This is a genomic window from Nocardia sp. NPDC049220 (genome assembly GCF_040647855.1).
Lineage (GTDB): Bacteria > Actinomycetota > Actinomycetes > Mycobacteriales > Mycobacteriaceae > Nocardia.
Genome location: NZ_JBEZDA010000006.1, coordinates 29,147 through 42,997, shown reverse-complemented (window position 1 = coordinate 42,997; position 13,851 = coordinate 29,147). Strand labels below are relative to the sequence as shown.

Here is a 13,851-nt window from a genome sequence, read left to right as displayed (position 1 = left end):
GTTCGATGTCATTGAACGATAGCGGTGGCGACGATGTAGCCCTTGGGGTCGCGCCATACCTCACCGGGGTGGCTGGCGAACCACGCTTCGATATCGGTGGTCACCGCGGCGAGGACCGAGCCCCGATGTGGGCTGTCGGTCGCGATACCGCAGAAGGAGAACAGAGCTTCGGCGAAGCGGACGAGCGGTGCGGCAGTGTCGAAGATCAGTGCGTTGTCGAAAGAGTGGATCCGGACATCGCGGAACACCTCGCTCATCATTGTCGGCAGGGTGGTCGAGTTCACGCCGTTTGCCATGTTCTCGGCGGGGGTGAGTCCGAAACCTCGAGCGTGGTCGATGACCAGTTGACGTGTGCGTCCGCAGGTTACGGGGTGGTTGACGGTCACCGCGACCCGCCCGCCGGGGCGGGTGATGCGCCGCAATTCCCGCAGCGCTCGCCCCGGGTCGGGCACGTGGTAGAGCATGTGGCGTGCCGTAGTCCGGTCGAACTCATCATAGGCAAACGGCAGATCCCCGGCGTTGCCGAGCACCCCCTCCACACCGGGGACCGTGTCCGCGGCAGCGACCATGGCCGTGGAGTTATCGACGCCGACCAAGCGCCCGCGGTGCCCAAACTCGACGAGTTGGGCGAGGAACCGGCCGTCGCCACATCCGATGTCGGCGACGGCCTCCGAGCCTGTCAACTCGAGCGTGTCGAGCACCGCGTGGACTGGGTCGCCGTGATGCTCACTGTGGCGGGCATGGGTGTCGATACGTATCTGCAACGGTGTCGTGGAGGCGTATTCGGACGAGAGGGTGAGGCCGGTGTCGCTCACGCGAAGGTGCCCTCCTCCTCGGCTCGGGGTAGTGCAGGGTTCCAGCAGCTACGACCAGGCTAGGCGTGGTCAGCAGGTCGAGATTGCAGGTCGGTTCACCCCGAACGGCGATCAGGTCGGCGCACTGCCCGATGGTGAGCGTACCGATCAGATACCCGACCCGGAGTGCTTCTGCTGCCCGCCGGATGGCCAAAAAGGGAGAACCCGCGAGGCGTGCAGTCGATTCGCTGTCAGGGGGTCGCCGTGTCTCGAGCGAGAAGTGCGCCGCGCGCTACGACCTCTTGGAGTCCTGCTTCGACGTCGAGAAGTTCTGTGAGGTCTTGCAGAATTTCCTCTTGCTGGACTCGCAGCCAACGGTCTACGTGCTCGTCGCGGCTCTTGCCTCGGTCTGTCATCGGGATCTCCTTCCGCCTCCTGTCGGAGGCCTTATGCCGACGTATGCATAGGGGTAGAGGCGAAAAGGTGGCCAAGCGTGTACCTGGTAGCGGAAAACAGACAAAACTCGGCATACCGGACCCGCCGGATCTGGTCGGCCGCAGCAAGGTTCGACCAAAGTCTGCGCGCCTGCGATCGCAGGCCTGAGATGTCAGCGCGCGGGTTTCCGGCGGTGCTGCTGCATCGGTGGGCGCGCACGGCGGATTCGGGTGACAGGTCATGGAATGCATACCGGGAGCTGATATACATCTGTACCGGTCTAAAAGTTGACTGGTATAGATGTATACCGCACCCTGGGGGGGTGAGCACACGCAGACGCACTCCCAACCCCTCATCAACAACCACGTCCGTCGAGCTGTCATCCGCCATAGAGGCCCGCGCTGATGCGGATGACCGTCTGATCAAGGCGATGATCGCCGGCTATCGGTCGGGGACAGGCGCGAACGAGATCGCGCGCCGTGTCAAGGACTTCTGGTCGCGTGCCATCACTCTCGAGATTCTCGCCATCAGCGATCGCCAGGAACGAATCCGGCAACTACTCACCAGCGCCGGGGTCACGGTCAACGGCACAGACGACGACGGCGGCATCCAGGTGAAATTGTGGGTACACCACCGATTCTTCCGGGGAGTGATCTGCTCACACCTGCCCAGCTACCATTCCGACGAGCCCGCCCAGCGCACCGCCGAAGTCGTGATTCCTCTGCTGTACCAAGCTGGCTACCGAGCCCACTGGGCGCTGAGCGTCGACGGCATATACAACCCGGTGAAGGCCGGCGACGGCTACGACCAAGCTGCCGCCATGGCGGCTTTCTCACACCGGTACGAAGATCTCGTGATCACCGAACCTGCCGCCCCGGTCGGCAGGTAGCGGCGGAATCCCGCAGACGATTCAGGATTCCAGGGCCGTGAATGAGGCGAGTCGGCCTGACCCTCGACCTCCTGCGGAGGTGCTACCACCTGCCGCGATTGGGCGTAGCGGCCGTGCGGGGGTCCAGGTTCCCCGAATCGCTTCCAGGTATCAGCCGCACCCTGGCGTGGAGCATGACCTGCAGCTGTTCTCGCCAGGCATGCCACCGCAGCCGCCCTTTCGCCTCGCGCGCCTGGTGATTGAGGGTGGTAACCACCATGTTCCGCCGCCCAGCGATCTCGCGGACCAAGCCGTGATCAAGGGCGAACCCGTCGGGGTCATCCAGGTGCAGTGCTCGATCGAGTCGACACCCGCGGTGATCGCCTGCCGGATTCCGGTGCTGGCGTATCACTTGATCGAAATGCCGGTGCGGCCGGCCGGATCGTTGTGAGACCCTGAGAAGGCTTTGTACCGTGCCGGTTTCGGCACCACCGCCGTTGCTCGCAAATCCGAGTCGACAGGACGGTCGCGAATGGACGGACACCTTATCCGCTCAGCTCGCCAGGCCCGCGGATGGTCCCAAACCCAGCTGCTGGGTGCACTGCGTAGCCGAGCCGCACTCGAACACGTCACGCTGATGAGCCCGGCCTCGCTGCGAGTGGCGTTGTCCCGATGGGAGAACGGGCACACGGTGCCGGACCTTGTGCATACCCGGCTGCTGTGTAACGTCCTGGAGCTCTCGCCCGCCAACCCATCTCCGGAGCATGATCAGCATGAGGATCCCAGCGACAGTTCGCTGTTCGGGATCCTCGCCCACCACACGAACAGCCTGCGTCTGTTGGACCGGCGTCTGGGTGCACCGTTCGTGCGGAAGCAGACCGCCGGCCACGTGGCAGCGCTGGAAGTGATGTGGGCACGCCGATCGGGCGCCGACCGGCACAGCGTCGCACGGGCACAGGCGGACACGGCCGCGCTCGCGGCCTGGCAGGACCTCGACGTCGGCGACCACACCGCAGCGGACCGGCATTTCGGTCTGGCCAGACAGGCGGCAACACGGTCGGGTGATCCGACGTTGTTGGCGCACGCCCTCGGCGAGCACGCGGTCATGTTGTCCGAATCCGGCCATGCGCCTCGGGCGCTGGCGCAGGTCCGGCGCGCGGAAGCCTTGCCGGGGCTGCCGATGCTGTTACGGGCCTGGCTCGCTGCGACGCGGGCGCAGGTCGCCACCTGGTGCCCCGGCGAAACGGCGACAGTCCGGCAGGCGATGGCCGAGGCCGAAACCGCGCTCACTCACGCACGTCCCGGCGACGAGGTGGCCTTGCCGTTCCTCGCGCTCAACGAGGTCCACCTTCAGAGGTGGAACGCTCACCTGCTGGTCCGGCTCGGTGATCACACTGCCGGCACAATCGCCGAGCAGGCACTGCGGAGATTGCCCGACGAGTTCGTGCGGGCCCGCGCCGCGCAGGTGCTGGACCTGGCCGAGTATGCCGCTCACACCGGCGATCTGGACCAGGCGGCGGGCCGACTGTCGGCAGCCGCGAAGAGCATCACCACGGTGGGGTCACGGCGTCTGCGTTACCGTCACGACGTGCTCGCGCGGCGCGTGCGAGAGTTGACCGGCCGCCGGTAGCGCGGCGAGCATCCCGACAGCGGTCGCGGTGCCGAGCAACTGCCCCGCCGCGAGTAGCTCGCGTGTTTCGACTAGCGGCACCCACACCAGATCGGCGGCCTCCTCGGCGTCGGTGGGGGCAGCTACCTGACGCGGCGTGCGGCCGATATAGACGTGGTGCGGGGTTTCGACCAGTCCCGGCATCGGCTCGAGGACGGCCACCAGCTCGAGAGCGCCGACCTCGAACCCAGTCTCTTCCAACAATTCTCGCCGCGCGCCCACCTCCGGCGCTTCGCCCGGCTCCACGATACCGCCCGGGGCCTCGAACCCGATCGCGCCGACGATCCACCGATGGCGATACAGCATCAACGCTCGGTCGTGGTCGTCGACTGCGACCACGCTAGCGACGGTGTTCAGCCGGACCGCGTGATGGGTGCGGGGCACGCCGTCGGGGGTGGTGATGTCGTGGAGGGTCACCTGCAGCCACGGGGACGCGTCGTACACGGTGCGTTCGGAGTGCACGTCCGTGCGGGGCGGGGAAGCCATGTCCTCACGGTACCGGCCCGACCGCTGATCCCACGCCGGTCGTGCTACGGGTTGCTACGTTCCGGTGCCCGCCACTCCGGGCGACCCTTGGGGGTACGACGTTGTCCGGCAGGGGATTCGGAAGGCATCCATATCTGCGACGGCGTCGGCTGTTTCGCCTGCACACGGCGGGGCTTCTGGAGCATGAAAGGTCGGTCGAGATGGTACGCAGTGTCGGATGTGTAGTCGTGGGTGGCGGTATCGCAGGGCTGATGGTTGCCGCCCGCCTAGCCGCCGCGGGATGGAAAGTGGTGGTGCTGGAACGGGGACTACTCGGTTCCGGCGCCACGACCAGCAATCACGGCATCGTCCATTCCGGTGCGCTGTATGCCCGATGGCACCCCGAAATCGTCTCTTCGTGCCGGCAAGCCCAAGCGGGGTTCGCCGAGTCCTTCCCGGAATGCGTGGTCGGCGCCGAATCTTGTTGGTATCTGGGGCATTCAGAGACTATGCAGGCCTACGAGGCGCTCTGGCACGGGCAGGGCATCGCCTACCACGATGTGGACCCGAGCGAAATCGGTGAGGTCGTGGCTCGACACCACGACGTTGTCGGTCGCGCGGTCGAGGAACTGGTCATCGACACCCGCGCCCTGCTGGTCGAGCTCGCCACCCGATGCGTCGCGTTGGGGGTCGAGATCGCTGTCGCGACCGGTGCGCAACGCATCGTCATCGACGACGGTCACGTCCGGGCGGTCGACACCGCGCGAGAGCACATTCTCACCCCGAACGTGGTGGTGTGCGCGGGAATCGGGACCGGCGAACTGCTCGAGCGGTCCGGATCGACGGTCGCCGCGCAGCTGAGTTCGCGGCTGGAGATGATGACCGCCTACCCGGGTACCGTGACCCGCCCGATCGTCGGTCTCGAGTTTTCTTGGCCCGCGCTCGCCCCAGCCGCCGTTCCAGGTGTGGTGTTGGCCTCGCGATATGGCGGTGTGCAACGCCGCGTCACGGGGCCGGGCCGGTGGCCTGTGCCGGCCGCTGAGGCGACTGCGCTGGACCTGGAGCTGACAGAGTGGCTGGTGCCTGGGGTCATCGACCACTCTGGTGCGCAGTCGTGGGTGTGCTCGAAAACTGAATACACCCGGGTATGCGATCAGTGGGGCACCGCTCCCGACTACGCGGCCATCGACCACGCGAGCGAGAACATCACCGGCCTGCGAACGCTACTGCCAGGCAAGATGACTTTGTCGCTGCACGGCTCCCGCGATATCGCCGCCTCGCTGCTGGGTGCGCCGCAGCCGCTACCCATCGCCTGCAGTGACCGGACATCAGTCGGCGAGGTCGCCGAGCTGGTGTCGCTGCCGCCGTGGGCTGCGCACCGTGAGGTGGAGGCGCGATGATTCCGCCGTTCACCCCAGCCCTGCCCGAGCCCTATGTGCGAGCGGTTATGCCGGCGATCGAACAGATCCTGCGATCCGGGAAGCTGGTCCTGGGCGAGCACACCACCGCGTTCGAAGCGGCGGCCGCCGCGATGGCCGGGTCCGCGCACGCGGTCGCGGTGAACTCCGGGACCACGGCGCTGGAAATCATCTTCCGCGCTATTGGCGTTCGCGACCGGGTGGTGCTGGTGCCGACGAACACCAACTACGCGACCGCGGCGGCCGCGCTACAGGCCGGCGCCCGGCTGCGGCTCTACGACGGCGGCCTATACCCCGATCTGGCTGATGTCGAACACCGTCTGGATTCCGATGTCGCCGCGGTCGTGGTGGTCCACATCGGTGGCTACCTGTCGCCGGATCTTGCTCGGCTGGCCGGGATGTGCGCCCAGGCAGGTATCCCGTTGATCGAGGACGCCGCTCACGCCCACGGCTCCCGAACCGGCGAAATCCGGGCGGGAAGTTTCGGCTACACAGCGGCGTGGTCGTTCTTCACGACCAAGGTGATCTCCACCGGCGGGGAAGGCGGCGCGATCACCACCAACGCTCCCGACCTCGTCACCACCGCCCGGACTGCCCGCGACCAGGGCAAGGACCGGACCGGATTCCATGTCATGGCGGGCAGCAGCTGGCGGATGACAGAGATCGGCGCGGCGATCGGCCTCGTGCAGTTCTCTCACCTCGACCGCGACCGGCACATTCGGCGCACGGTGATCGACCGGTACAGCCGCTACCTTGGCGGACACGGCCTCACCTTTCCCGCGCTCGCCGCCGACGAGGACGTCAGTGGCCACAAGTGCGTGGCCGTGCTCGAGCAGGGCATCGACCGTGACCGGCTGCGCCACCTCGTCGCTGAGCGGGGTGTCGTGCTGGCGCGCGGCGTGTACGACCAGCCGTTGCACCGACAGCCGGTATTCGCCGATCTCGGCCTCGGCGACGTTTTCCCGGCCGCCGATGACTTCGCAGCCCGCCACATCTGCCTGCCGCTGTGGACCGCAATGGACTCAGCCAGCATCGACCGCGTCATCACCGCGGTCACGACCAGCATCAACGATCTGTGAAAGAGGAATTCCTGTGCCCAACCTCGTGATTACCGGCGCATCCGGCTTCATCGGCGTGAACCTGCTGCGCCGCATCCACGCCGACCCCGCCTTCGACCGGTTCGACCGGCTGGTGCTCATCGACCCGCTGCAGTACGGGATCCAGAAGATCCCTGCCGAGATCCTCCATGACGAGCGGGTGCTGTTCGAGCAGGCCTCGATCTACAGCCCGGCCGTCGTCGCACGGCTGATCCGGGGCGGGGATGTGGTGATTCACCTTGCTGCGGAGGTCAACACCGCCGCCCGGCCGCAGGACGGAGTCGCCGATGACCCGGTCGGCTACCTGCGCGCCCTCGCTGACGCTGGGATCGCGCGGCTGCTGTTCATGTCGAGCGCGGACCTGTACGGCGTCAACAACTCCGACGACCTGCTCGAGAGCGACGCCGTCGCCCCGACCACCATCTACTCCGCCGCCAAGGCCGCATTCGAGGCATACCTCTCGGCGTTCGCGGCCTCGCATGGCCTGCCTGTCGTGGTGTTCCGCCCGGTCACCGTCTACGGACCCCAGCAGGAGCCCGGCTGGCTGGTACCGGTCGCAATCACCCGTGCCCTCGCCCGCGAACCGGTCACCATCATCGGCGACGGCACCACACGGCGCGACTGGATCCACGTCGATGATGTCTGCGAGCTGCTCACCCTCGCAACACTATTGCCGGGCACCGACGTGCACGGGCAGACGTTCAACGTCGGCACCGGCCACGAATGGACGGTGCTCGAGCTCGTGCGCCACATCCTCACCGAGACCGGCCGCCCGACAGGCGATATCGACTTCGCGCCCGGCCGGCGAGGCGACCCGCCCCGCCAGATCACCACCGCGGCCAAGGCCCGCACCATGTTCGGGTGGGCACCCACTATCGGGCTGGCCGACGGTCTGAACGCCACGATCGCCGCCTACCGGCAGCTGGCCCAGGACAGGGGTGAGTGAGCGATGTTCGTTCTGGGGATTCACGGCACCTTCGGCCGCGCCGACCACGACGCCGCCGCGGTCCTGCTGCGCGACGGCGAGATCGTCGCGGCCGCTGAGGAAGAGCGGTTCATCCGCTACAAACACGCGGTCGGGCTGATGCCCGACCACGCGATCCGGTTCGTGCTGGCCGCCGCCGCCATCACCATCCATGACGTCGATGTGATCGCGTTCCCGCGCGCCACCTGGCGCGGGTTCGAACCGCGGTTCGAGGCCTACCTGTGGTACCAGTTCGGGCACGTCCCGCCCGTCGAGTACATCGACCACCACCTGGCCCACGCTGCGTCGGCCTACCTGCTGTCGGGGTTCGACCGGTCGCTGATCGTCACCGCCGACCAGGCCGGCGACGGCATCTGCTGCGCGGTCTTCCGCGGCGAAGGCGCCACCATCACGCCGGTCGAGACGATCGGGTGGCCGGACTCGATCGGCCTCTACGCGGCGGCGATGACGCAATACTTGGGCGGACGCAGCAACCACGACGAGTACAAGGTGATGGGGCTCGCCGCGCACGGCACCCCCGACCCGGCATATACGGCGCTGCTGCGCGCCGACGCTGGGCGGCCGCACCTGGACACCAGCTGGATCCACGCCGAGGTGTTTCACCGGCATCCGCTGTTCCACACCGATCAGCTGCCAATGACCAACGCCGACCAGCTGCTCGGCCTGCCCCCGCGCCGACTGCCTGGCGCAGGCCTGCGCCGCGAGGACGCCGACCTCGCCGCGTCGGTGCAGGCCGCCATCGAGGACACATTCACCGCGCTGGTCGACCGCCACCGCAATGCGGCTGACACCCGGCTGTGCGTGGCCGGAGGGGTCGCCGAGAACTCGGTGATGGCCGGCAGACTCGCCACCTCCGCCCGGTTCACCGACCTTTACGCCGCCCCCGCCTGCGGGGACGCCGGTACCGCGCTCGGTGCCGCCCTGGTCGTCGCCGCGGGCCACGGTCATCGGCCGTCGCGGCTCACCCACACCCAGTTCGGCCCGTCCTGGACCGACCAACAGATCGCGGCCACCCTCACCGACTGCGGTGCTCAGTTCACCACCACCGACGACCCCGCGGCGGCCGCGGCGGATCTGTTGGCCCGCCAGCACATCGTGGCCTGGTTCCAGGGGCGCATGGAGTTCGGTCCCCGCGCCCTGGGTGCTCGGTCGCTGCTGGCCGACCCGTCGACGGTCGAGATGCAGCGCCGGGTCAACTCGATCAAACGTCGCGAGCAGTTCCGCCCCTTCGGGCCATCGGTGCTGACCGAGCACCTTCCGGCCCTGTTCGGACGCGAAGTCACCGCCCCGTTCATGTCGTTCACCCTGCCCACGGCCGCGCCGACACCGATCGTCGCTGCGATCCACGTCGACGGGTCCAGCCGCCCACACACCGTCGACGCTGGGACAGGGGTATACCGGCGGTTGATCGAACAGTTCCACCAGCTCACCGGGATCCCGGCCGTGCTGAACACCAGTCTGAATTCGGGGTGGGAACCGATCATCGCCAGCCCGGAACAAGCCCTGGCGTTCCTGTTCTCCAGCCCTGCCGATGCCCTGGTCATCGGCTGTCACGTCGTCACCAAACCCGGGCGGCCGTAGTGAGCGAGCCGATAGACCTGCTGGCCGAGCAGATCGACATCCACACCCGCTACTCCGCGCACCAGCGCGATCTCTACACCGACGTCAGGACCGCACTCGCCCTCACCGGCGGCGAACATGTTCTCGATATCGGCTGCGGCACCGGCGCGCTGCTGCACACACTGTGCGCGGCCGGGCACAGCGGTGATCTCGTCGGCACCGACATCCGTGCCGAGGCGGTCACCACCACGGCCGCCCACCCGGGCGTGCAGGCAGTCCTCGCCGACGCAACCGAACTGCCGTTCCCGGCCGCATCGGTCGACCGGGTATCCGCGATGCACCTGATCTACTACCTGCCCGACCCAGCGCACGCACTGGCCGAATGGCACCGGGTCCTCAAGCGCGACGGGATCGCGGTGGTGACGATGAACCACGTCCAGACCGCACCGCGATTACGGCGGCTGGTCGCCGAGCACGCCGCCCGGCTCGGATACACAGAACGCACCGCCACCCAGGTTTGGGCACCCGATCCAGGACGGATCGGAGCCGACGCGGTCGATGTGGATCGTGTCGAGCTGCTGATGCGGAACGAGTTCAGCGACGTGACTGTGAACCGATGCGACAACGCCCTGGTGTTTCCCGAACCGGAGCCGGTCCAGCACTATGCCGATGTCCTGGCCCGGTTCGCGTTCGAGGTTCCGGCCGGCTCCCCGGATCGGGCCACGTTGCAAGTCTGTGTCGGCGAGGCGGTCCGGGCCCGGTTCCGCGACCACGGTGGCCCGTGGCGCGACCCGAAGGGCTACTGCGTGCTGACCGGCCGCGCCTGACCCTCGAGGGCGACGCGAGACCAGTCGAAACCGAGCTCGCCCTTGTCAGCGAGAATCTGCTCCCACCAGCCGGTATTGGCGGCGTACCAGCGGACTGTGGCCGCCATCTCCGTATCGAACTGCCGCGACGGACGCCACCCGAGCTCACGCTCGAGCTTCTCCGGGTTGATCACGTAGCGGCGGTCGTGGTTGGGCCGGTCCTCGATGTGTTCGATCCACTCGGCCGGATCCAACCCCAGCTCGTGCACCACAAAGCGGGCGATATCGATGTTGGTGACTTCGTGGCGGGCGGAAATGTCGAAAATCGGCAGCAGCCCGGGATCGGTCGCCGCCTCCTTCGGGATGGGGCCGAGGTCGGCGTGCAGCACCTGGTGGACCGCGTCGCAATGGTCGAGCACATGCAACCAGTCCCGGCTCTGCAGGCCGTCTCCGTAGACCGGGATCTTGCGGCCCCGCAGCACATTGGTGACCCCCAGCGGGATCAGCTTCTCCGGCAGCTGGTAGGGGCCGAAATTGTTGGCGCAGTGCGTCATCCGAATATTCATCTCCGGGTAGGTCGCCATGTAGGCGCGCACCATCTGATCACCCGCGGCCTTCGCCGCCGAGTACGGCGTTTTCGCGTTCAGCGGGCTGCGCTCGGTGAACCACTTCTGCCCGGCCGGCAGCTCACCGTAAACCTCGATCGTCGAGACGTGTACGTGCGAGCGGACCGGGACCAGTCGGCTGCACTCGGCCATCACCTGCGCGCCCAGGGCGTTGGACCGCATGAACGCCGACGGGCCGAGGATTGCCCGGTCGTTGTGCGATTCCGCAGCAAAGTTCACCACGTAGTCGGGGCGATGACGTCGGTAGAGCGCCTCCATCACCTCCAAGTCGGCGATGTCGGCCTTCTCGAAGGTGATCCGGTCGATCACCGGATCCAGGTTGGCCAGGTTTCCAGCGAACCCGATGTAGTCGACCGCCACGACCTGCGCTTCCGGTTCACGTTCGAGCAGGAAGTGGACATAGTTCGCACCGATAAACCCGGCTGCGCCGGTAACGAGATAAACGGCCATAGCAGCCGAGCCTAGCCGACAACAGCGCTTCACTGGCCGGTCACCGACAGGGGGCTATCCGTCAGCCACCTGCAGGTCAGACGACCTGGAGTGCCTCGCCCGCCCGGACTTCCAGTTGCCCAGAGCGGTCGAGAGATTCGCGCAGCCCGAGGCGCACGCCTCCTTGCTGTTTTTCCGACACAGTGCCACGAAGCGGTGCGTCGACCTGACCGACCCGGCCCTCACGCTCTCTCGCGGATTCGCCCGATGATGTCGGCCTCGACACCGCGCTGTGCCTGATCGGCGAGGCCGACGAAGCCGCCCGCATCCTCGCCCACACCGCCGATACGGCAGGTTCGCCCCGCCTTGCCAGCGAAGTCCGATCCGCCCGCGACACCATCCACCACACACCGCACACTCGGGTTCGGTGGCCTACGCGAACTGGACACCAAACTTGCCGCTCACCTGAGTACTTTCTGACCGTCGACGTCCCGCGGCGGCTCAGGTTCGGTCGGATGGGGGAGCAGGTCGTCACGGATCGGCTTTGTCGTGGGTCAGGTGTTGTCTGCCGAACTGAGGTGGGCGGCGGTGTCGGGGGCTATCAGTTCGACAACTGGGAGAAGCTCGCAGTGCCGTGCGGGTCCGCTGCTGGCGGGCTTGGAGAAGGCGTAGTAGTCGTGGGGGCGCTCCGGCCGGACCCGGAACCCTTCTTCCAGCCGCTCGATCAGCATCGAGGAAGTACCAGATTTTTCGGGAATGGTTGTGAAATCCGCCCGCAACCAGTAGCGGGTTTCCTGGTCGACCCACATTGCCCATGGCACAGTGAATCCCTTTTCCCCTACCGGCATTTGACCGATCGCGCGCTCCTGCTCCCGGAGTTGCGCGTGCTTGTTGACACGCAGACGTCGGTCGCGCTGGGCGTTCTCCGGTTCCTTACTGCTAGTTCGGGTCGATGTTTGGTGGGTTGCTGCTTCACAGAGCCGACACTTGCGGGCACGGTGGGAAGCCGAATCGTTAGGTTGCTGAAACAGCCTCGGTTTCAGCCAACGCTCTTCCTCGTGGTCGTAGATGTTCCACTCCCAGCAGGGGCGAGAAGGCACCGAGGGGAACTTGACATATTTCAGGGTCCAGCACACCGAGTGGGCCAACCACGAGAATGGCAGTCGAAGAGACCCTTTTTCTCCCAGGCCGTTCCATGGTTCGTCCGGGAACTTTGTCGGGTGTCCTTCGCCAGCTACTTCGTATCTCACGGGCGCCTCTCGCTATCTAAGGAGGTGGTTACAGGCCCGGCAGTCACCGGCGCCGTTTGCTCGCTTGATAGGGCGAGACGGCATGTTCCTCGAGGTGCCATTTGACGGCTGGGTAGAGCTGGCGGACTGTGTCGATGTCGCCGACAAGGTTGGTGACGACGACGGGGTGCGCCGTTGAGGTCGAGTTTGGACGTCGCGCGATATTCGGTGTGGTATTCGGTGGTGTCGGCGGCTTGTTCCATGGCGTAGCTGGTGATGGCACGGCGGATCACGGCAGAGAGGGTTTCGCCGTTGCGGGCGGCGGCGGCCATGCCGGCGTTCCATTCCTCGTCAGGGATCCGGATCGTGCGCCGCGGGACGCCGGTTTCATCGGTTGCCATGACATCGAGTGTCGCATCCGTCATGACACGCGGGCGCATGCCCGGGCGATCGAGGTGCGGCAGCCGGGAGCTTGGCAGCCAGTTTCATTACACGCTTTGCGGTGAATGACGTCGAGGAGTTGGTGCCCGAGATGTTCGGTGTAGGACGGAGTATGGCTTCGGTCATCTCTTTGTGCGTCGCCCAGTCCATCCCCATCGCCTCTGCTCAGAGGTTCACGACCGCCCGCGTTGCCGTAGACCAGCACGACAGTGGACAGGCCTGATCGGCATACAGCTCAAGCGCACTCGCGGCGAACACATTCTGCAAGAGGCACTTTCGACAGTTGTGCGTGGGGCTCAAGCTTGCCACCACTTGGGTGCGTGCGCGGTCACGGTTTCCGGGCACGCCGCACCCGGCTCCGCGCGGGCGGCGGTTCGGTGGACGGACTGGTCGGCGGCTGTTGCTTGGGCACCCAGAAGTCGATCACCAGCTCGGGGACCTGTTCGGCGATGCGGGCTACGACAGCGCGATGCCAGCTGGCGGGCCAGTCCACTTCGGGGTGGTGGTGGCGGAACTCTGTGTCGGTGCGGTAGGTCCAGATCCGTGGTGCCCGGCCGGTGCAGGCGGCCGCGCCGGCGCGCACATGCTCGGCGGTGAGTGTCTGCAGCTGGCTCATCTGCTCGCGTACCCACTCCGGCACCGGTGTCGCACCGGAGTCCCAGCGCTGCACCGTGCGTTCGGGGCGCTGTAGATGGTCGGCAAGCCATCGGGTGGTCAATCCGAGCGTTTCGCGTATCACCTTGAATTCGGCGCCGGTCACCGGTCCGGAAGGCCGCCGCCGGCGCTTCGCGGTCGTGCGCCGCGGCGCACGCTCCCTGGTAGGACGCCAAGCCTCCGGCAGGGGAATATTCGACGTCGGCGGCTTGGTCATGGCCGCCACCAAGCCGCTCGCGGCAGTATCGGCTCGGCAGTGCCGGGGGAGATCGTTGGGGCTTCAGGTTCCTTGCGTCCCGGGCAGTCGAAGGCATCCGAGTGCATTGCCTCCCGCCGGATCGCGGCGAGAAGAGTTGCAGCGCACAAGGGTTCGCA

The 13,851-nt window shown here is 66.8% G+C and carries 16 protein-coding genes; 8 read left to right on the top strand and 8 right to left on the bottom strand.

The window, feature by feature from the left end; translation table 11 throughout:
* Positions 1-8 precede the first annotated feature (8 nt).
* Both AB0C34_RS17155 and AB0C34_RS17150 read right to left on the bottom strand, forming a co-directional pair.
* On the bottom strand, positions 9-815 hold the full coding sequence (locus AB0C34_RS17155; protein ID WP_357073220.1) for a methyltransferase domain-containing protein: 807 nt from the start codon (positions 813-815) through the stop codon (positions 9-11).
* A gap of 230 nt (positions 816-1,045) precedes the next feature.
* On the bottom strand, positions 1,046-1,210 hold the full coding sequence (locus AB0C34_RS17150) for a hypothetical protein (RefSeq protein ID WP_357073217.1): 165 nt from the start codon (positions 1,208-1,210) through the stop codon (positions 1,046-1,048).
* Between the two features lie 341 nt (positions 1,211-1,551).
* Between AB0C34_RS17150 and AB0C34_RS17145 the strand changes: the two genes are divergently transcribed.
* From AB0C34_RS17145 to AB0C34_RS17135, 3 genes are all read left to right on the top strand, one after another.
* Positions 1,552-2,118: a hypothetical protein gene (locus AB0C34_RS17145; RefSeq protein ID WP_357073215.1), complete on the top strand. Its 567-nt coding sequence runs from the start codon at positions 1,552-1,554 to the stop codon at positions 2,116-2,118.
* Positions 2,119-2,284: 166 nt separating this feature from the next.
* A complete protein-coding gene (locus tag AB0C34_RS17140) occupies positions 2,285-2,548 on the top strand; it encodes a hypothetical protein (protein ID WP_357073212.1) in 264 nt (87 codons plus the stop codon).
* Positions 2,549-2,629: 81 nt separating this feature from the next.
* Entirely contained in the window at positions 2,630-3,727 is a 1,098-nt protein-coding gene (locus tag AB0C34_RS17135) for a helix-turn-helix transcriptional regulator (RefSeq protein WP_357073209.1), read from the top strand.
* Here the strand turns inward: AB0C34_RS17135 and AB0C34_RS17130 are convergent.
* A complete protein-coding gene (locus AB0C34_RS17130; protein WP_357073206.1) occupies positions 3,659-4,252 on the bottom strand; it encodes an NUDIX hydrolase in 594 nt (197 codons plus the stop codon). The genes AB0C34_RS17135 and AB0C34_RS17130 overlap by 69 nt on opposite strands.
* A 200-nt stretch (positions 4,253-4,452) precedes the next feature.
* Here AB0C34_RS17130 and AB0C34_RS17125 point away from each other — a divergent pair, with 200 nt between their 5' ends.
* Genes AB0C34_RS17125 through AB0C34_RS17105 form a run of 5 tightly spaced genes read left to right on the top strand, consistent with a single transcriptional unit; the run spans position 4,453 to position 10,118 of the window.
* Positions 4,453-5,631 carry an FAD-dependent oxidoreductase gene (locus AB0C34_RS17125; RefSeq protein WP_357073203.1) on the top strand — a complete coding sequence of 393 codons (1,179 nt, stop codon included), beginning with the start codon at positions 4,453-4,455 and terminating at the stop codon, positions 5,629-5,631.
* Positions 5,628-6,728, top strand: a complete 1,101-nt coding sequence (locus AB0C34_RS17120) for a DegT/DnrJ/EryC1/StrS aminotransferase family protein (protein ID WP_357073200.1) — start codon at positions 5,628-5,630, stop codon at positions 6,726-6,728. The genes AB0C34_RS17125 and AB0C34_RS17120 overlap by 4 nt, the downstream gene beginning before the upstream one ends.
* 13 nt (positions 6,729-6,741) lie before the next feature.
* Positions 6,742-7,692 (top strand): NAD-dependent epimerase/dehydratase family protein, encoded by a 951-nt coding sequence (locus AB0C34_RS17115; RefSeq protein ID WP_357073197.1) that lies wholly within the window; start codon positions 6,742-6,744, stop codon positions 7,690-7,692.
* Positions 7,693-7,695: 3 nt separating this feature from the next.
* Positions 7,696-9,312, top strand: a complete 1,617-nt coding sequence (locus tag AB0C34_RS17110) for a carbamoyltransferase C-terminal domain-containing protein (protein ID WP_357073193.1) — start codon at positions 7,696-7,698, stop codon at positions 9,310-9,312.
* A complete protein-coding gene (locus AB0C34_RS17105) occupies positions 9,312-10,118 on the top strand; it encodes a class I SAM-dependent methyltransferase (RefSeq protein WP_357073190.1) in 807 nt (268 codons plus the stop codon). Before AB0C34_RS17110 ends, AB0C34_RS17105 begins: the two co-directional genes overlap by 1 nt.
* Here the strand turns inward: AB0C34_RS17105 and AB0C34_RS17100 are convergent.
* From AB0C34_RS17100 to AB0C34_RS17080, 5 genes are all read right to left on the bottom strand, one after another.
* Entirely contained in the window at positions 10,091-11,173 is a 1,083-nt protein-coding gene (locus AB0C34_RS17100; protein ID WP_357073187.1) for a GDP-mannose 4,6-dehydratase, read from the bottom strand. The genes AB0C34_RS17105 and AB0C34_RS17100 overlap by 28 nt on opposite strands.
* A gap of 221 nt (positions 11,174-11,394) precedes the next feature.
* Entirely contained in the window at positions 11,395-11,559 is a 165-nt protein-coding gene (locus AB0C34_RS17095; protein ID WP_357073184.1) for a hypothetical protein, read from the bottom strand.
* 147 nt (positions 11,560-11,706) lie between these two features.
* Complete coding sequence (locus AB0C34_RS17090) at positions 11,707-12,000, bottom strand: hypothetical protein (RefSeq protein WP_357073182.1); 294 nt, start codon at positions 11,998-12,000, stop codon at positions 11,707-11,709.
* Between the two features lie 398 nt (positions 12,001-12,398).
* Complete coding sequence (locus AB0C34_RS17085) at positions 12,399-12,782, bottom strand: hypothetical protein (protein ID WP_357073179.1); 384 nt, start codon at positions 12,780-12,782, stop codon at positions 12,399-12,401.
* A gap of 368 nt (positions 12,783-13,150) precedes the next feature.
* Positions 13,151-13,693: a hypothetical protein gene (locus AB0C34_RS17080; RefSeq protein ID WP_357073176.1), complete on the bottom strand. Its 543-nt coding sequence runs from the start codon at positions 13,691-13,693 to the stop codon at positions 13,151-13,153.
* Between the last annotated feature and the right edge of the window lie 158 nt (positions 13,694-13,851).

Excerpts from the sequence above, each read along its gene's own strand:
- AB0C34_RS17150 (WP_357073217.1), bottom strand. The coding sequence starts at position 1,210 with ATGACAGACCGAGGCAAGAGCCGCGACGAGCACGTAGACCGTTGGCTG.
- AB0C34_RS17135 (WP_357073209.1), top strand. The coding sequence starts at position 2,630 with ATGGACGGACACCTTATCCGCTCAGCTCGCCAGGCCCGCGGATGGTCC.
- AB0C34_RS17130 (WP_357073206.1), bottom strand. The coding sequence starts at position 4,252 with ATGGCTTCCCCGCCCCGCACGGACGTGCACTCCGAACGCACCGTGTAC.
- AB0C34_RS17125 (WP_357073203.1), top strand. The coding sequence starts at position 4,453 with ATGGTACGCAGTGTCGGATGTGTAGTCGTGGGTGGCGGTATCGCAGGG.
- AB0C34_RS17120 (WP_357073200.1), top strand. The coding sequence starts at position 5,628 with ATGATTCCGCCGTTCACCCCAGCCCTGCCCGAGCCCTATGTGCGAGCG.
- AB0C34_RS17110 (WP_357073193.1), top strand. The coding sequence starts at position 7,696 with ATGTTCGTTCTGGGGATTCACGGCACCTTCGGCCGCGCCGACCACGAC.
- AB0C34_RS17100 (WP_357073187.1), bottom strand. The coding sequence starts at position 11,173 with ATGGCCGTTTATCTCGTTACCGGCGCAGCCGGGTTTATCGGTGCGAAC.
- AB0C34_RS17090 (WP_357073182.1), bottom strand. The coding sequence starts at position 12,000 with ATGCCGGTAGGGGAAAAGGGATTCACTGTGCCATGGGCAATGTGGGTC.
- AB0C34_RS17085 (WP_357073179.1), bottom strand. The coding sequence starts at position 12,782 with ATGGCAACCGATGAAACCGGCGTCCCGCGGCGCACGATCCGGATCCCT.
- AB0C34_RS17080 (WP_357073176.1), bottom strand. The coding sequence starts at position 13,693 with ATGACCAAGCCGCCGACGTCGAATATTCCCCTGCCGGAGGCTTGGCGT.